Raw genomic sequence first — 18,080 nt, forward strand, 5'->3', positions numbered from 1 at the left:
CAGCAGCCGTGCTGCCAGCGGTCGGACGCCAAATCGCTTGAATAACCCGTATGGATGCAAGATGCGACTTCCCTGTGTCGACTACAAATCAATCATCGAAGTTTAACAGACGGTTAGAACTTCGACACGCTTCTCCCCGTGCTCTGTTACAAACCGGAACCGGACGTTCACATCGTACAGGTGCGCCCCGTAAATCCGTTCCTCATCCCGCCCGCGCCGGAACGATGGCCGGGGATCATAGCTCACCACATCCTCGATCAACGCCCGGAAGTCCGGGTAGTCCTCCGGGGCCAGATCAGCCAGCTGCCGCTCCGCCTCCGGCAAAAACACCACCGCCAGCTTCTCGGTCGGTGGCGAATCCGCCCAACCCAGACTCGCCTCCGGCACCGAATCCGCAAACGGCAGGTAAGGCTTGATATCCAGAATCGGTGTACCCTCGATCAGATCGTGGTTGCTGATCCGCAACACCAGCCGCCCATCCCGACGCGCCAGCCCCTCGTTCCGCACCACCGACAACCCCAGACTGTTCGGCCGAAACGGCGACCGGCTGGCAAACACCCCCATCTTCCTGTTGCCCCCGAGCCGCGGTGGACGAACCACCGGCTTCCACTCCGCCCGAACCGCCTCATGGAACTGGAAAATCACCCAAAGGTGAGACGCCGTCTCCAGCCCCCGAAACGCATCCTCACGGTCGTAAGGGGGCTGAATCACCAACTCCGCATACGCATGCCGGGTCAGCCCCGGCTGCCGAGGCACCCCGAACTTGTCCTTGAAGCAGGACCTGGTGATAGCAACAGGGGTCAGAAGAACGCTTTCTTCTGACCCCAATCCAGCGCCAACCCCGGGGTCTGAAGAACGCGTTCTTCTGACCCCATTTTCAGATTCATCTCCCAAACCCAACTCCACCACAGGGGTCTGAAGAAATCTTTTCTTCTTCTGCCCCCGAGTTAAAAATCAAATTGGGGTCAGATGAAAGCCTTCATCAGACCCCTGAGTTACCTACCGCCGATCAATAGTCCCGGAAAAATACATCTCAACCCGCAAAACCACCGAAGCCCGATCCTTGAACCGGTAATCCCGCGGAAACTCCACCGCCGGAATCACCTCCCCGAACAACCAGTCACTGTGCAACCGGTACCGCCAGGTCAGATCCACAAACGCCGATGTCGTCCGCCACCCGGGCTTGCTCTCGCCCAGCACCCCCATCCGGGGAATCAACGTCGAGCGGTTATCCAGCGCCTTCCGCGCACTGAAAATCTGCGCCGCCAGAAACTTCTCGTCCTTATGCACCCACTCCAGCTCTGACGAGGACTGCAAACGCCAGCCACTCCCCACATACCGGCTGGCCCCGAACCAGGTGCGCGCACCCCAGCCTTCCTGGTGGTAGTAATAAATCCGCTGTTGAAGAGTCCCGGCCCAGTCCTCATCCAACTGCCAGCCCTTGCCGGCCGTGACCCGCCAGAAGGCATCCGGCGGAAACCTTAGCCGTCCGCCGATATCCGTGGAAAGATTGATGGCATCCCCGATCTGGGTCAGGTAGCGCAACGCACCGGTGGTCTCCGTCTCCGTCCGTTCCGGCTCCGTCAACTGGCGATCCCGCTGCCGCTCCTCAAGCGGAATCAGCTCCTCGCTCTCACTCTCGATTACGATCCGAAGCTTGCGCTTGGCAGTGGGAATATCCAGCCGAAACCGCGCCTCCGGCTCGAACGACGCCACATTGCTGTACTCGGATTCGGCAGCCAACCCTAGGCGCAGATAACTCTCGTTGTTAGGCAATGCCTGTTGGGAACCGGATAACGTCCGATCCGCCCAGGCACCCAGCGACTGCACCCGAGGCCCCTGAATCCGCTCCTGTCGCAACACCCAGTTGGTAAAGGACAACCAATAGCCTTCCTCGGGCTCGGCCCAATACTCATCTGGCGAAAAGGTATAGAACGACGGCTCCAGACGCTCGGGCGCCAGCAGCTCGGGAATGGAACGCTGATGTACCTCAAACACCGGCTCCGCAGCACGGCCCGGAACAGAGGCAAAAACCAGAAGTGACAGAACCCAGGCCGGGTGCCAGCGGCGCAAACAGTCAGCCAAAATCCACCAGGAACTTCTCGTGCAATTCACGAACCTGACGCTCCACATCATCCATGGGCCGATTATTATCAATAATAGCGTCCGCTCGCTCCCTGCGCTTCTCCCGAGGCATCTGAGCCGCAATAATCCTCTCCACCTGATCCCGCTCATTGGTATCCCGGGCCATCGTCCGCTCAATCTGCGTCTCCACCGGGACATCCACAACAACGATCTTGCTGACCAGGTTATGCTGATCCGTCTCCAGCAGCAGGGGAGAAACCAGAAGCACATAGGGCAGGGCATAGCCCCCAGGTCTGAGCTGGCGGATCAGCTCTTCCCGAATCATGGGATGGAGCAGGGCTTCCAGCCAGGTGCGCTCTTCAGGATTGGCAAACACAATCTGGCGCAATTGCGCCCGATCCAAGGTGCCTTCATCGGTGAGGATATCCTCACCAAAGTGCTCAACAATTTCCGCAAGGCCAGGGGTGCCGGGTTCAACCACCTCGCGAGCCACATCATCGGCGTCCACCCAGTGGACCCCAAGCTCACCAAACATACGAACCACGGTAGATTTCCCGGAGCCAATCCCCCCTGTAAGACCCACGACCACGGGGGCAGACGCCGAAGACGGGGTCAGATGAACGCTTTCATCTGACCCCACTTTCACGTCATCCCCCGAGGTCTGGCCCACCCCAGGGGGCGGATGAACTCGTTCATCTGACCCCATGTTGATTTCCTTACTCATGCTCAAACCCTAAAAACGGGGTCAGAAGAAAGCCTTCTTCTGACCCCAATTTCACGCCCACCCCAGGGGTCTGATGAACTTGTTCATCTGACCCCAACTTATTTTCACACTCCCAAATAAGCAAACCAGGCAGCCTGAATAGCCTCCCCAAACCACAAACAAAGCACCCCAGCCGCCGCCAGATACGGCCCAAACGGAATCGGCACCTCCCGCCCATGCTTCCGGAACACCATCAAACTAATCCCGACAACCGCCCCAACCACGGAGGACAGCAAAATCACCGCCGGCAACAACTGCCACCCCAGCCAGGCCCCAAGCGCCGCCAGCAGTTTGAAATCCCCATGCCCCATGCCTTCCTTACCAGTCACAATCTTGAACAACCAGTAAACCGACCAGAGCGACAGATAACCAACCACCGCCCCCCAGAAGGCACTGGTAAAGTCCGTCAAAACCCCGAAGAAATTCAGCACCAGCCCAAGCCAGAGCAGTGGCAGCGTGATGCTGTCCGGCAACAGTTGGGTATCGAAATCAATCACCGTCAACGCCACCAATGCCCAGACCAGCAGCAATGCCCAAAGCGCCGCCTCAGTCGGCCCCAGCAGGTACACCGTCACCACCGAGAACAGAGCCGTCACCGCCTCGATGATTGGATACCGTGGCGAAATCCGCGTCTTGCACGAAGCACACTTGCCGCCCAGCACCAGATAACTGATGACCGGGATGTTCTCCCAGGCGCGGATCCTGTGGCCGCAGGAAGGGCAGGTGGAGGCCGGCTTCGAGAGAGTAACCGGCTCTTCGTTTTTACGATCTTTCTCCGGTACCTCCAGAAACTCCTCGCACTGACAACGCCAGTCCTGATGCATCATCTTCGGCAGGCGCAGGATGACCACGTTCAGGAAGCTGCCGATGCAGAGGGAAACGAAAGTGACAGTGAGGTAGAGAAGCCAGGGGGTGTTGAGGTAGACGTCTAGGAACTGCATTGGATGCCTTGGGTGCTGAATGAACAAGGGGTCAGATGAAGGTTTTCATCTGACCCCGGTTTTGAGGTCTAACCAAGGGTCAGAAGAACGCTTTCTTCTGACCCCATCTTCATACATTCAAGCTGTTAAACAACCTGACCCATCTGGAAGATCGGCAGATACATGGCAATGATCAAACCACCGACCAGTACGCCCAAAACAGCCATGATCATCGGCTCCATAAGGGCAGTCAGGTTGTCGACCATGTCATCAACGACACCCTCATAATGATCCGCAACCTTTTCAAGCATCTCGTCCAGGTTACCGGACTCCTCACCGATCGCTGTCAGTTGGACTGCCATGACAGGAAAAATATCCTGTTGTTTCATAGATGCCTGCAGTTGCGTGCCGCTCGACACATCATTCTTGATTCTGAGAACAGCGTCCCGGTATACAGCATTACCGGTTGCGCCGGCGACCGAGTCTAAAGCGTCAACCAAAGGAACGCCGGAAGCAAAAGTTGTCGATAGAACTCGTCCAAACTTGGCTACTGCTGATTTGTCAAGAATTTCACCGACGATGGGGATTTTAAGGACGTATTTGTCGACCAAATCGGAAAACTTTTGAGACCTTCTCCGAGATTCTCGAAAAAGGAAAATTACGCCCACAATTCCAAGCAAAACAATAAACCACCAAGCCTGTAGCCACTCAGATATATTAATCACGAACTGAGTAAACACCGGGAGATCGGCACCAAATCCCTTGAATAGGCTTTCGAACTGCGGCACTACTTTGACCAGAAGAATCGCAGTTACTACGATCGCCACGACGATAACCGCGATCGGATAGGTCATCGCTTTTTTGACTTTTTTCTTAAGATTCTCTGTTTTCTCAAGATAAGTAGCGATCCGGTCTAACATTTGCTCCAGAGCGCCAGCCTTTTCCCCGGAGTCCACAAGGTTGCAGTAAAGATCATCGAAGTGCCGCGGGTGCTTTCTCAATGCGCCTGCGAAATTGGTGCCGGACGATATATCGTTGCGAATGGTGATCACCAATTCCTGAAGCCCTTTATTCTCGAGGCCATCAGCAACGATATCGAAGCTCTGAACAAGTGGTACTCCGGCTTTCATCATGGTTGCAAGCTGGCGAGTAAGCATCGCAATGTCGAAAGGAGTGATTTTTTTGCTACCACTAAACAGGGGTTTGGGTTTTTTCTTTACCTTGTCGGGAACAATCCCCTGCTTCCTCAGTTGAGCTTTAACCAAGGCCAGGTTGGGGCCAGTCAGCTCGCCCTTGGATTTGTTGCCTTTACGGTCTTTCCCTTCCCAGATGTACGATTCCAGCTTTTGCGCTTTCTCTGCCATGCTTAATCCTTCGTCACGCGGTTGGCTTCTTCAAGACTGGTCACTCCCTGAATTACTTTCAGGAGCGCCGACTGCCGCAGATTTTGGAAGCCTTCAGCCTGAGCCTGTTTTGCAATTTGGATAGAGCTGGCTTCTTCCATAATCATGTTTGCCAGCTCATCAGTAATCCTGACCACCTCGTAGATACCGACGCGGCCCTTATATCCTCCATTGCATTTATCACAGCCCTTAGGTCGGTACAACGTGAAGCCTGTATCAATTTGTTCCTGTGTGAACCCTTCCTTCAAAAGCACATCTTTCGGTACATCCGCAGGCTGCTTGCAGCTGTTGCATAATCGGCGGCCGAGTCGCTGTGCAATAATTAGGCTAACAGAGGTAGCGATGTTGAACGCGGGCACGCCCATGTTCATCATGCGTGTGAGGGTTTCGGCTGCACTATTGGTGTGGAGAGTCGAGAGCACGAGGTGCCCTGTTTGGGCAGCCTTGATGGCAATGTTGGCGGTTTCCAGGTCCCGTATCTCACCAACCATGATGACGTCTGGATCCTGTCGCAGGAATGCTCGCAATGCCTCGGCGAATCCAAGGCCAACTTTGTTGTTTACGTTGACCTGGTTAATGCCCTCCAGGTTTATTTCGGCCGGATCCTCCGCTGTGGATATATTTCTTTCTGCGGTGTTTAGAATGTTGAGGCCTGTGTACAACGATACTGTCTTACCTGAACCGGTTGGCCCTGTGACCAAAATCATGCCCTGCGGCTGTTCCAGGGCTTCGAGGTACATTTGCTTCTGATCTTCTTCATAGCCCAGTACGTCTATACCAAGCTTTGCTTGACTGGGATCAAGAATCCGGAGAACAATCTTCTCCCCCCAGAGTGTTGGAAGGGTATTCACGCGAAAGTCAATGGCTTTGGTCTTGGACAGCTTCATCTTGATCCGGCCATCCTGGGGGATCCTACGCTCAGAGATATCGAGCTGGGCCATAATTTTCACCCGTGCCGAAATCTTTGGCGCGAGTTTTATCGATGGGCGCGAGACTTCCTTCAAAATCCCGTCCGTTCTATACCTGACGCGATAGGTTTTCTCGTACGGCTCAAAGTGAATGTCTGATGCACCTCCCCGAATTGCGTCGAGAAGCATCTTGTTGACATATTTGACGATAGGGGCATCGTCAACCTCCGTAGGACTTACTGCGGTATCGTCGTCGTCTGGCTCTCCTGCCTCTGTCTCAACGCCCTCCAGATCCGCGTCATCGAGATCTCCCATCGAGGTGTCCTGAGACTCAAGGTATCTTTCGATAGCGCTACGAAGCTTGGCGTCATCTACCAGAATTGCATCAGTGCTCAGTCCGGTGTTGAACTTGATTTCATCCAACGCCTGAATGTTCGTCGGATCGGAAACAGCTATAAAAAGACGGTTACCACGCTTATAGAGAGGCAGTGCGTTGTGTTTTCGGATCAGTTTCTCGTCAACCGATTTTTCGGGCATCATTTCTGGAACGAATGCATCGAGCTCCAGCACCGACATTCCAAATTCCATTGCTGCCGAAAATGCCAGCTTGGCGCTGTTCGCCAGTTCATTTTGGGTCAGGTATGTAATTAGTGGAATGCGGTTCTGCGAAGCTTGGAGAAAGGCATCTTTAGCAGTCGCCTCGTCCAGAAGCCCGTCTTCCACAAACCGGCGGGCCAAGCCCGTCAGCGTTACGTTTCGGTTGCTACTCGCCATAAGTGCTCTGAGAAGGTTGTTATAAGTCGCTGAATCGTAAATTTATGAAAAAAGAGTTTAGATGTATGGGATGGGTTTGGAAAGCATCGTGGTTCTCAATCTGCTGCTGTAGGTCTCAGTCACCAGACTTCGACGTCAAACCCAGGGTCAGATGAAAGCTTTCATCTGACCCAACTTCATATTCACAATCAGTACTTGACTGACAAAATTTGTCACCACGTGACGTCATCCGGCACCAATGTTAGCTAAAAGCGCATTTGTGACGTAGTTCAAATGCTCGCGCAACTCCCTGAACGCTGGTCTTTTTTAACATTATCTTGCAATTGGCATGATGCCTGCTTAATCTCCCTTACGCTAAGCGCGTTGCCGAAGGGCCGGTGTCCTTCGGAGCTATGGAAACGAAAACGACAACTCTAGAGGTCGATAACATGAAAGATGTTCAAATGAAGCGTGGCCAGCAGGGCTTTACTCTCATTGAATTGATGATTGTGGTTGCAATCATCGGTATTCTGGCCGCGGTGGCTATTCCTGCCTATCAGGACTACACCATTCGGGCCCAGGTGTCCGAGGGTATGAACCTTGCTGGTGGAGCTAAGACCGCAGTTGCAGAGTTCTACACCCAGCGCGGAACCATGCCGACCAATAACTCCCAAGCTGGTCTGGCTGCTAACTCCGATATTAGCGGTACTTACGTCTCCGCTGTAACAGTAAGCGCCGGTTTGATTACTGTAGAATATGGTAATGACGCGAACACTATCATCAAAGCCGAAACCCTGCTCGTTTCTCCGGTTACCAATGCTGGCTCTGTCGCTTGGAACTGTAAGCCGGGCACTCTGGCTACCAAGTACCTGCCATCAGACTGCAGGCAGTAATACAGCAGCTAGAAAAGCTGTCGTATTTAGTGATAAGGCCCGCGTATGCGGGCCTTTTGTGTTTGATGATGCTTTGGGTTAATTATGCAATTAGAGCGCAAACAATTAGTTTTGGTCGGTCTTTGGTATTTGCTTCTAGTTGCTGCTTACTTGGTCTATGAGCAGGGGATAAATAACAGGTTTTATTTCGATGATTACGCTAATCTTCCTGCGTTAGGTGAAACAGGGGAGGTAGATAGTTTTGAGGACCTAAAGGTCTATGTCCAGAGTAACGCTGCTGGTCCTACCGGCCGACCTATATCTGTATTGTCTTTTCTAATTGACGATAATACGTGGCCTAGTAATGCTTCTGAGTTCAAAGAGACCAATCTTTTAATTCATTTGCTCATTGGTTGCTTAGTGTTTTGGGCAAGCATTTTGATCATAGAGGCCCTTACAAAGATTAGGCCTGAATTTGGTCTTCCATGGTGGTCTTCGATCTTGGTCGCGGGATTTTGGCTGGTTAACCCTTTACATGTCTCGACTGTATTGTACCCCGTCCAGCGGATGGCGCAGCTGTCTACTCTTTTCACAGTGGCGGGCATTCTGGCTTTTCTAAAGATCCGGCCATTGATATCTCGGAAGGCAAAAGCCGGTGTGCCGCTTCTTTTCGCCTGTCTAACGCCGCTTTATTTTTTGGCTGTCTTTTCTAAAGAAAATGGCGTGTTGCTACCGTTGTTTTTGCTAGTTTTAGAAGTGTTCGTTCTCCGCAAAGCTTATCCGATGAATCCGAAATTGGATTTGGTGTTTCGAGTCTGCGTATGGGGGGTACTCGCCTGTATTCTTGGCATTATTCTCTATAAGGCTAGCGTGAATGGGTGGTTCACGGCCTACCCGGGACGAGATTTTACTCCTCTTGAGCGATTGATTACTCAGCCGTTGGTTTTGTTTCTTTACCTTAGGGAGCTTTTTATTCCAGGGCTTTACACGCCAGCCCTTTATTACGATGATTTTCAGCATTTGACCCTGTCGAATTATGGTCAAGTTCTTTTCTACTTGGTTGGCTTGCTGGGATTAGCTTTCTTCGGGTTCAAAGGTCTCAAGCAATCGAAGCCATATGGAATCGCTTTTTCATTCTTTTTGGTTGGCCATCTGCTGGAGTCAACGGCGCTGAATCTCGAGCTCGTTTTCGAACATAGAAATTATCTAGCGTCAGCTTTTATAGGATTCGTTCTGCTATCGATTGTGATGCTTCTCCGTCGAACTCGAATTCCTGCTGTCCTTGTGCCTCTGTTGGTACTGCTCCTTTATCCGTTGCCCACTTTGACCCGTGCTCAACTCTGGGGCGAGCCACTTGAGTTTGGCGCTGTTTTGGCAAAACTCTCGCCGCATTCTATCAGGTCGCAAATCGAGCTGAATAACGCACTCGTTGACTATGGGATGATAGAAAAGGCGAGGAGCCATATGCGGCAGGCAACCATGACAAATCCTGAATCGCTTTACCTTGCTATTCATATGGTGCTTCTGGATTGTATGGAGAGCATTGATCAATCGGATAGTTACGAGAAGTTGATTGCCCTGGCAAGTGAGCAATCATTCGATGGAAGGAACCGGCTCGCGATTGACGCCCTTTGGAAATTTATGGAGAGAAAGCAGTGTAACCGTATCAATCCGGAGTTCTTTAATGAGCTGATTGATGCTTTTCACATCGGGGAAACCGTGGGGAAGACTCAAAGTGAGGCCTCGCGCCGAGGGCTGAGAATCATAACCCAGCGCTTCTATCTCCGTTATCCAGAGTTTGCTCCTGGAGAGATACAGCCGTTATCTCGTGTTTTGGAGAGCAGAAATCCTGAATATCTTATGCTCTCAGCCGCTACTGTCGCCTCCGTTGGCCGTTACAGGGAGGCGTTAATGCTGGCGGATCGGGCGAGAGAGCTAGTTCTTGAGGGAGAGCTGGGAACCTCCAATCGAAGCAAGCAGAGTTTCTTGATGGAAATTGAGAAATTTCAGGATACTGTCCGAGCTGACCTTGACTAAACTTTTACTCACGAACAGGGCACTGTCATGACTACCTTGTCGGTTGTAATTCCCGCGAAAAATGAAGCTACCAGCCTTGTAAGCCTGCTACCGAGACTCAAGGAGGCGGTACCAGACTCGGAAATAATAATTGTCAATGACGGCTCCACGGACGAGACCGCACAAATTCTGACTCCGTTTGAAGTTAAGGTAATCACCCACAGTGATAGCAGGGGTAACGGGGCGGCAATCAAGTCGGGCGCTAGAGCCGCTTCAGGCGACATAATTGTTTTTATGGACGCTGACGGTCAGCACGATCCTAAGCATATTCCCCTGCTAGTAGAGCGGATCAGACAAGGAGATGACTTGGTGGTCGGGGCCAGGAACAAAAAGGGTCAGGCGAGCGTGGGCAGGGGATTAGCAAATGCTTTTTATAACTGGTTCGCGTCTAAAGTTACCGGGTTTCGGATTCAGGATTTGACGTCCGGTTTTAGGGCTGCAAGGGCAGAAAAGTTCCGCGAATTTCTGCATCTTCTCCCAAATGGGTTTTCTTACCCAACGACAAGCACCATGGCATTCCTTCGGAGTGGCTTCCAAGTTTCATATATTCCGATTGAGGTAAGTCGCAGAGAAGGAAAGAGCCACATTAAACCAGTAAAAGATGGAATCAGATTTCTCATAATTATTTTTAAAATTGCGACACTTTATGCGCCTCTCAAAGTATTTCTTCCTATATCGGCTGTTAGCTTTGGTTTAGGGTTAGCGCGTTATATTTACACGTATATGACGATGGGCACCTTTACTAATATGTCTGCTTTGCTTTTTGTGACAAGTGTTCAAATATTTTTGATCGGCTTAGTGTCAGAGCAAATTACGTCTCTAATATACAAAGACGTTAAATAAATGTTAATAATCGGTGTGTTTGCCTTGATTAAGTTTACTAGCGGTGGGGTAGCGCATGATTAAATCTCCAAAACTAAGGCGAATTTATACGTACGTGGTCCCGCATTTCATAAGAGGGCGCCTAGAAGTTTGGATTGCCGGGAGATATCCAAAGATTTTCGATGAGAAGAAATTTGTTTTTATTCACATTCCGAAGACAGCGGGAAAATCAATAGGCAAACTGATCGGCTTGCGTGGAGCGTGTCATCTCACAATGGCTGAATATGAAGAAATTATTGGGAGGGAGCGATTAAAGGAGTATTTTTTATTCAGTGTTGTTCGTGATCCGGCTGAGAAAATAGTCTCTGCCTGGAATTACATTATGACCGGTGGGAATCAATCGAAAGAGGATATCGAACTTAGAGGTGAGCTTCTTAGCGTTTCAAGTAATTTAGAGGATTTTATTACAGATCAGCTAGGTCGAAACAGATATTTGAATCATCGGCTGTTCAAATCGCAAAAAGACTATCTGAGTTTTTCGGACGGGCATATTCCTGAAAACCTTTACCTAATTCATATTAACCACCTGTCAGAAGGGCTGGAGGCTTTGCCTGAAAGGGTTTTAAGAGCCTGTGTAAAGCTGCCTCATGAAAATCGTTCCCGTACTGCGGTTCCCGGTTTGTCTGCGAATGCTCGACAGATTCTTGTGGAGGTATACAGACAAGACTATGAGATGATTGAGCGTCTGCAGTCTGAATCCAAATTTTTATGACCGTAAAATTACTGAGATTTTTAGTGGCAGTCCCGTTTTAAAAAGCAAAAAGTAAAGAAACCTAATTTTTTCCAAACTTGTAATGTGAGCGTCAAGTTTAAAATTATTATGGATACTGCAGTTGCAACAGCGCTGCCCCACAAACCGAAAGATTGCGTCATATACAGACAAAGCACGATGGAAAACGCTGCAACTATCGCGGTAGTCTTCAAGACGGCCTTTTCATTCCCCGTCATTGTGAGAATGTTCTGGACGGAGCCACACATAACGCTTATGAGCTGAGAGAATGCGAGTATTATTAGAATACCGCTGCTGGTAGTGAAACCTTCGCCGAACAATGACATGATTTGCTTTGGAAGCATCGATATGAGCAGGAAAATAATTAATGATAATGCGCCAGAGTATTTGATTGATCTGTCGCTAAGCCTGATCAGTCCTTTTAAGTTTGACTGTTTGTAAAGGGTCGCAAATCTAGGGGCAAGAAACGCATTTGCTACGACTAACGAAAAGGCTGTTATCATCGCTGCACGCTGGGCGACGTTAAGTGTAGCAACCTCATCTGGGGCGAGTAGCGCTCCTGCGATGAGTGTGCTGCTCCAAATTAAAAGTTGAGTAAAGAGAGTGGAGAGCCACAAAGAACCGAAGCTGGATAAGGAAATCTGGTAATCACCGGTTGTTTTGTCAGTTGTGGAGGATGCGCTGCCAGATCTCGCAATAATTCGCAGTGCGAAAATAAGTAATGCTCCGGTCGCTAGGGTCAGAGCATTAGAGAGTTCGATGCTTGTTTTAATGCCCATGCCCATTATAGTGATTAAGAGCAATATGCTCCAAGAGCTGGTAGCGAATAGCTCAGACGTAAAAATCATTCTTAGGCCCTGAAAATATTTTCCAGCTAACCATAGGCATGATAGAAAAATCGTTGCCGGACTCATGGCTTGGAGCGTGGCGAAAAGCTGTGGTTTTGCAAACAATGAAATAGCAATTGGCTCAGCAAACAGGTAGCAAATCAAGGCGAATAGGGACGACAAAGAAAACGATACAGCTGTATATTTAAAAAATATCTTCCGGGAGTTTCCGTTCTCAGCCGCAGATAGCGCAGTGTTTTTCAGAAGCAGAACGTCGAGTCCTGCCCTTGAGCCGGTAACAAGCAGCATGATGAGAGTGAAGGATAGAAAAAAGTATCCAGATTCGGTTGGTCCGAGTGCCCTCGCTGCTATAAGGTAGAATAGATAGGTTGCGAGTACACTTCCGCCTTTACCCAGCGCTGCGAGTAATGGACCTTTAAGCATTATCGAAAACACACTCGGAAACCTGCTTTCCGAATACCTCCCACCTGAATTCATCGGCGAAAGACTTCATTTGATCTGCAGGAAAAACAACCTTACCGTCAAGTATATCGCATACCCTGCATGAAAATTGCGTATAATTTCCGGAGGCGATTAAAAGACCAGATACCCCCTCGGAAACTGCGTCGACCACTCCACCTTCGGCGAAAGCAACCGTGGGAACCCCCCAGGCTGCTGACTCAATGGCGACCATGCCAAATCCCTCCATATCACCCTCGATGGGAATCAGCGGAAATACATGCACGTCTGCTGCCCGATAAAGTGAGGCTAGTTCCTCTTCTGAGATTGGACCCATAAGCCTTACATTATGAGAGACTCCCGCAGTGCGAGCGGCGTTTTCAATTTCTTCTTTTGTGACATGGTTTTTCAGCAAGGCGTGCTTAGGAACCGATCCGGCCACCAGAAACATAGTTTCCGGGTGTCGGGCGACGATTTGAGGCAGCGAATGCTGAATGAATTCTTTAACACCTTTGCGCCGTGTAAGTCTTCCAACTGATATTAAAATCGGATGGCCAGGCAGACTCTTCTCCGTTGCCAGCTGTGTTACGGATGAAGATCTTAGGTCTGTTTCTGGTATGTCGACTCCGGGATGTATTACAGAGATCTTCTCACCGGGCATCCCGGCATCGATACAATGGCGCTTTGTGGCAGTGCTGTTGGCAATCCAAAAATCCGCGCGTCGAATGAGAGGTAGAAAGATTGCTCGATAAAGGGGGCTCTTTACTACGACATCCAATCCATGAAGATATACCCCCAATCGCGCTCCGGAGAGTTTTGCCAGAACGAAAGCAGGCGGTGCGGTTACTCCGCTGCCCGCCAAAACCACATCTATGCGAATGCTAAACCGGGCTTTTAAAGCCAAAATAAAGGATTTTGCGATTGCGCATGCCAAAAACAGTGATGCCGATGAGGGGCAGGTCAGCACCTTGTCTGCTTGTGGCGCGAAGTCCTCCGCACCACGCGGAGCAAGAATCTTCACCTTGAAATAGCGGGCTACCTCTTTTGCCAGGTTTTGATTCAGTCTCTCCATCCCTCCCCGTACCGGAGGGAAGTTTCGAGTTATAAGAACCAGCGTTTTTGTTTGTTCTGTGGCCTGCTTCGTGGTTTTCAAGCTACAACCTCGTGGTGCTTGCGTTAGGGTGTGACAATACGGCCTATTCTACTCTTTTGGGGACTTGTTTGAGAGAATGGTGTCTCGACAAAGCTGGCCAGTATGTTACCGAATTTTGGCGATCTCCGTGCACTCTGGAGCGCTGGTAAGCTATGACAACGTTTTTCCGGAATCATTTTTTGATTGGTGGGGCGTGTAATTAAGGATTAAGCAATGATATCTCATAAACATAAATGTATTTTTGTCCATATTCCGAAATGTGGCGGGCAAAGTATTGAGGATATTTTTATTCGAGAAAATGGTTTGACCTGGAAAACCAGGGCACCCTTGCTGCTGAGAAAAAATCGGGATCAAAAAAAAGGGCCTCCTAGGCTAGCTCATCTCACATACGTTGAGTACATTTCTCTAGGCTATATATCACCCAAAATGATGAAAGAATATACCAAGTTCTCGATTGTAAGAGACCCTTATAAGCGTGTCGAGTCGCTATACAAGTTTTTGGGCTACGATGCTGCCATACCGTTCGAACGCTTTATTTGTGAAATTTTTCGGCCTCAGATGGAAAATAAGGGTAAGCTCCACTGGTTTTTAAAGCCACAAGTAGACTACCTTCGGGATGAGTATGGTGTGATTAAGGTTGATCATGTTGTAAAACTCGAGCAGCTGTCGGAGGAGATGCCTAAAGTTTTGGAAGAAATCGGCTTAAAAGTAGATAAGATTCCACATATCAATAAGAGTTCCGCAAGGGGGAAACTAAAGACCCTGGCTTTTAGGCTTTTTCACGCTATTAACGGCTGCTTTACGTGGGCATTAAACGTAGATAGTGAGATAGCGTGGACTGAAGATTTGCTGACCGTCGTTAATGAATATTATGCTGATGACTTCGATCAGTTCGATTATAGCCGCCGCCTTCAGATAACGACTTCCTGAAATAATTCCGGGACCTCAGCATCCCACCCAAACTTCTCACAAATCCGCTTCCTCATCACATCACTTGCCACAATCTCTCCATGGGTCACATAAACCTTTGCCGGTCTTAGTGACCCTTGACCCAGCCACTCCAGAATCTCGTTATAGTCGCCATGCGCCGAAAGCGAATCGATGTTGTGAATGTCCGCCTTAACCGGCCAGTACTCGCCATGGATCTTCACGGATTCCGCGCCGTTGACCAACGCATCTCCCCGGGTGCCTGGTGCCTGGAATCCTGCAAACACAATGCTGTTTCTGGGATTGGGCAGTAACGTCTTGAGGTGGTGCAACACCCGGCCACCACTGGCCATACCGCTAGCCGAAATAATGATGCAGGGATATCGCACAGAATCGAGCTCAATGGATTGCTCCACGGTACGCACAAACTCGGTCTTATTATCGATCAGCTCGCACTGGCTTGCGTCCAGCTTGTGCTCCTTGTGGTGCTTGCAAAAGATCTCGGTGGCTTTGATTGCCATCGGGCTATTCAGATAAACGGGTAGTTTCGGAATCCGCTTCTGGCTCATCAGCTTGTGCACAACATAAAGCAGCATTTGCGCGCGGCCTACGGCAAAGGCAGGCACGAGCACAATGCCTCCACGCCCGGCGGTTCGGGTGATGATCTCCTCGAGCTCACTCTCGGGATCGACTTCACTGTGCGCACGATCGCCATAGGTTGATTCGCAAACCAGGACATCGGCCTTTTTTAATGGCTCGGGTGGACGCATGATCAGATCATGTTGGCGACCCACATCGCCGCTGAATACTACCGTCCGGTCGTCAACCTTGTGGTGAACGTGTACGCAAGAAGAGCCGAGAATGTGTCCAGCAGGCGTAAAGGTCACCTCAAAGCCTTTCACCGGTTCAAACGATTCGTGGTAATGCAGGGACTCAAAGTGCTTAAGAGCCTCCCGGGCGTCTTTCTCGGTAAACAAAGGTTCAGGATGCTCATGCTTCGAGAACTTTTTGCGATAGGCGTATTTGGCGTCCTCCTCCTGCAGGAAACCGGCATCTGGTAGCAAGACCTTACAGAGCTCGTGAGTAGCCTTGGTGCAGTAAACCTTGCCTTTGAATCCGTTCTTGACCAACGCCGGCAGATAGCCTGAGTGGTCAATGTGCGCGTGCGTCAGAACCACGGCGTTGATGCTGCTCGGATCCACCGGAAACTTCGCCCAGTTCCGCCGACGCAGGGTTTTCACACCCTGGTACATCCCGCAATCCACCAGCAGGCGATGCTTGTCGTCCGAGAGCAGGTAACGGGAGCCGGTGACAGTGCCTGTGCCGCCGAGGAAGCGAAGTTTCATCTAAATGGCATCCTTGTGTCTGGTGGTAAAGCCGGGGTCACGGCTCTGGGGTCAGATGAAAACCTTCATCTGACCCCATTTTCAAGTCTAGCGCGGGGTCAGAAGAACGCTTTCTTCTGACCCCTGTTTTAATAATGGTACTATGGCGTAAAAACGGGGTCAGATGAAAGCGTTCATCAGACCCCAGAGTTAAGAATAGGGGTCTGAAGAACGCCTTCTTCTGACCCCAGGTTCACGTTCACCCCCAGGGACACCCCCATGCACTACAGCTCCATACTCCCCGATGTCCTGAAAATCGCTGACGAAGCCAGCGAAAAAGTCCGCCACATCTACGAATCCGACTTCAAGGTTCGTTACAAGGAGGACAATTCCCCCATCACCGCGGCCGACGAAGCCGCGCACGAGATCATCTATCGGGGCCTGCGCAACATCAGCCGGGACATCCCGATCCTGTCGGAAGAGGGCCAGAGCATCTCCTGGGAGGAACGCAAACACTGGCGTCGTTTCTGGCTCATCGACCCCATCGATGGCACCAAAGACTTCACCCAGCGTAACGGCGAATTCACCGTCAACATCGCCATGATCGAGGATGGTCAGCCAGTGATGGGCGTCGTCACCGCCCCGGCACTCAAAACAGCCTACTGGGGCATCGTAGGCGAGGGCGCTCACATGCGGGACCGCACCGGCAAGATTCATCGCATTCGCGTTGCCGAACCGAAAGACACCAAGCGCGTGGTGGCCAGCAAAAACCACATGAACGACGAAACCCTCGCCTTCATCGACAAGCTCGGTGACCACGAACTCGTCCAGGCCGGCAGCTCGCTCAAATTCTGCCGCATCGCCGAAGGCCACGCCGATATCTACCCGCGCTTGGGGCCGACCAGTGAGTGGGATACGGCGGCGGCGCATGCGATTCTGGTGGCTGCTGGTGGGCAAGTGCAAACGCTGGAAGGTGAGCCGCTGCGGTATGGGAAAGAGGATATTCTGAATCCCTGGTTCGTGGCGGCGGGAAGCTGGTATTTTTGATGCGGATAACTCAGGGGTCCGATGAACTCGTTCATCTGACCCCAGCTTAGCGCCAAACCAAAGAATCTGGCGGAACTCAGGGGTCTGATGAAAGCTTTCATCAGACCCCAACTTAATGCCCAAAACGGGGTCAGAAGAAGGCTTTCTTCAGACCCCTCGTTAGTTCCACCCAACCAAACGGATTTGAAATGACCTGGTACGCCGTCCAACACAAACCCGCCCAAGGCGATCGAGCCCTCCAACACCTCCAGAACCAGGACATCCCCTGCTTCTACCCGAAAATCGAGGTAGAGAAAATCAGGGCGGGAAAGCGCATCAAAAAGCTGGAGCCTTTGTTCCCCGGCTATCTCTTCGTCAACCTCGAGCAAACCGACCCCGTCTGGGCCAAGCTCCGCTCCACTCGCGGCGTTATCCGCGTCGTCGGCTTCGCCAACAAGCCGGCACCCATCGAAGATGACGTCATCCAGCACATCAAAGACAGCTTGGACAAAGTGGCCGAAAAAGGCGGCATCAAAGCCGGCGAGCCAGTCGAGCTGGACGATGGCCCCTTCAAAGGCCTCAGCGCCATCTTCCAGTCCTACGATGGAGAGGAGAGGGCGATCGTGCTCATCAACTTCATGCAGAAGCAGCAGATGGTGAAGGTGCCAGTCGCATCGATTCGGCGGTAGGTCAAACATGGGGTCAGAAGAACGCCTTCTTCTGACCCCCTTTTTAAAACTCAGGGGTCTGATGAACTCCGTTCATCTGACCCCAACTTCAACAAACCCCGGAGAATAACTCCAAGCGCGGGGTCAGAAGAAAGCGTTCTTCAGCCCCCCCATATAATTCACATTCTCACCCTTTAACAAAGCTTTACGTCCCCAATCATCTGAATCACCGTTTCTCCCCAAACTGTCACTTGTCTGCAATCACACATCACGTAGAATTGCGTCACAAATTCGAAATATATC

16 protein-coding genes are annotated in these 18,080 nt (G+C 50.9%); 7 read left to right on the plus strand and 9 right to left on the minus strand.

From position 1 onward, the window contains the following. Positions 1 to 102: 102 nt before the first annotated feature. The 6 genes from tsaA to pilB all read right to left on the minus strand — a co-directional run bounded on the left by tsaA (position 103) and on the right by pilB (position 6,853). Complete coding sequence (gene tsaA, locus MD273_RS05050) at positions 103 to 828, minus strand: tRNA (N6-threonylcarbamoyladenosine(37)-N6)-methyltransferase TrmO (RefSeq protein WP_239036672.1); 726 nt, start codon at positions 826 to 828, stop codon at positions 103 to 105. Positions 829 to 999: 171 nt separating this feature from the next. Continuing rightward, positions 1,000 to 2,085 (minus strand): hypothetical protein, encoded by a 1,086-nt coding sequence (locus MD273_RS05055; protein ID WP_239036673.1) that lies wholly within the window; start codon positions 2,083 to 2,085, stop codon positions 1,000 to 1,002. Further along, positions 2,078 to 2,701 carry a dephospho-CoA kinase gene (gene coaE, locus MD273_RS05060; RefSeq protein ID WP_285229141.1) on the minus strand — a complete coding sequence of 208 codons (624 nt, stop codon included), beginning with the start codon at positions 2,699 to 2,701 and terminating at the stop codon, positions 2,078 to 2,080. The genes MD273_RS05055 and coaE overlap by 8 nt, the downstream gene beginning before the upstream one ends. Before the next feature lie 212 nt (positions 2,702 to 2,913). Beyond that, complete coding sequence (locus MD273_RS05065; protein ID WP_239036674.1) at positions 2,914 to 3,789, minus strand: prepilin peptidase; 876 nt, start codon at positions 3,787 to 3,789, stop codon at positions 2,914 to 2,916. Between the two features lie 125 nt (positions 3,790 to 3,914). Then, positions 3,915 to 5,132 (minus strand): type II secretion system F family protein, encoded by a 1,218-nt coding sequence (locus MD273_RS05070; protein WP_239036675.1) that lies wholly within the window; start codon positions 5,130 to 5,132, stop codon positions 3,915 to 3,917. A gap of 2 nt (positions 5,133 to 5,134) precedes the next feature. Continuing rightward, positions 5,135 to 6,853 (minus strand): type IV-A pilus assembly ATPase PilB, encoded by a 1,719-nt coding sequence (gene pilB, locus MD273_RS05075; protein ID WP_239036676.1) that lies wholly within the window; start codon positions 6,851 to 6,853, stop codon positions 5,135 to 5,137. A gap of 428 nt (positions 6,854 to 7,281) precedes the next feature. On the opposite strand from pilB, the gene MD273_RS19050 reads away from it, so the two are divergent. The 4 genes from MD273_RS19050 (at position 7,282) to MD273_RS05100 (ending at position 11,374) form a co-directional block, all read left to right on the plus strand. Continuing rightward, complete coding sequence (locus MD273_RS19050) at positions 7,282 to 7,725, plus strand: pilin (protein WP_285229114.1); 444 nt, start codon at positions 7,282 to 7,284, stop codon at positions 7,723 to 7,725. An 84-nt stretch (positions 7,726 to 7,809) separates the two neighbouring features. Further along, positions 7,810 to 9,741, plus strand: a complete 1,932-nt coding sequence (locus MD273_RS05090) for a hypothetical protein (RefSeq protein ID WP_239036677.1) — start codon at positions 7,810 to 7,812, stop codon at positions 9,739 to 9,741. A gap of 27 nt (positions 9,742 to 9,768) precedes the next feature. Beyond that, the gene (locus MD273_RS05095) at positions 9,769 to 10,623 is read left to right on the plus strand and encodes a glycosyltransferase family 2 protein (RefSeq protein ID WP_239036678.1); all 855 of its coding nucleotides are present in this window, start codon (positions 9,769 to 9,771) and stop codon (positions 10,621 to 10,623) included. Between the two features lie 55 nt (positions 10,624 to 10,678). Then, positions 10,679 to 11,374: a sulfotransferase family 2 domain-containing protein gene (locus MD273_RS05100; RefSeq protein ID WP_239036679.1), complete on the plus strand. Its 696-nt coding sequence runs from the start codon at positions 10,679 to 10,681 to the stop codon at positions 11,372 to 11,374. 20 nt (positions 11,375 to 11,394) lie between these two features. Here the strand turns inward: MD273_RS05100 and MD273_RS05105 are convergent, their stop codons facing one another. Next, positions 11,395 to 12,663, minus strand: coding sequence for an oligosaccharide flippase family protein (locus tag MD273_RS05105; RefSeq protein WP_239036680.1), 1,269 nt, complete (start codon positions 12,661 to 12,663; stop codon positions 11,395 to 11,397). Then, entirely contained in the window at positions 12,656 to 13,831 is a 1,176-nt protein-coding gene (locus MD273_RS05110) for a glycosyltransferase family 4 protein (RefSeq protein ID WP_239036681.1), read from the minus strand. Before MD273_RS05110 ends, MD273_RS05105 begins: the two co-directional genes overlap by 8 nt. 213 nt (positions 13,832 to 14,044) lie before the next feature. On the opposite strand from MD273_RS05110, the gene MD273_RS05115 reads away from it, so the two are divergent. Continuing rightward, positions 14,045 to 14,761, plus strand: a complete 717-nt coding sequence (locus MD273_RS05115; protein ID WP_239036682.1) for a sulfotransferase family 2 domain-containing protein — start codon at positions 14,045 to 14,047, stop codon at positions 14,759 to 14,761. On the opposite strand, the gene MD273_RS05120 is transcribed toward MD273_RS05115, so the two are convergent. Beyond that, positions 14,743 to 16,104 (minus strand): MBL fold metallo-hydrolase, encoded by a 1,362-nt coding sequence (locus tag MD273_RS05120; protein WP_239036683.1) that lies wholly within the window; start codon positions 16,102 to 16,104, stop codon positions 14,743 to 14,745. The genes MD273_RS05115 and MD273_RS05120 overlap by 19 nt on opposite strands. Positions 16,105 to 16,362: 258 nt before the next feature. Between MD273_RS05120 and cysQ the strand changes: the two genes are divergently transcribed. Together cysQ and rfaH are read left to right on the plus strand one after the other, a co-directional pair. Further along, complete coding sequence (cysQ, locus tag MD273_RS05125; protein WP_239036684.1) at positions 16,363 to 17,130, plus strand: 3'(2'),5'-bisphosphate nucleotidase CysQ; 768 nt, start codon at positions 16,363 to 16,365, stop codon at positions 17,128 to 17,130. Between the two features lie 188 nt (positions 17,131 to 17,318). After that, entirely contained in the window at positions 17,319 to 17,798 is a 480-nt protein-coding gene (gene rfaH, locus MD273_RS05130; RefSeq protein ID WP_239036685.1) for a transcription/translation regulatory transformer protein RfaH, read from the plus strand. The last annotated feature ends 282 nt before the right edge of the window (positions 17,799 to 18,080 follow it).

This window comes from Marinobacter sp. C7 (assembly GCF_022343555.1).
Classification (GTDB): Bacteria; Pseudomonadota; Gammaproteobacteria; order Pseudomonadales; family Oleiphilaceae; genus Marinobacter.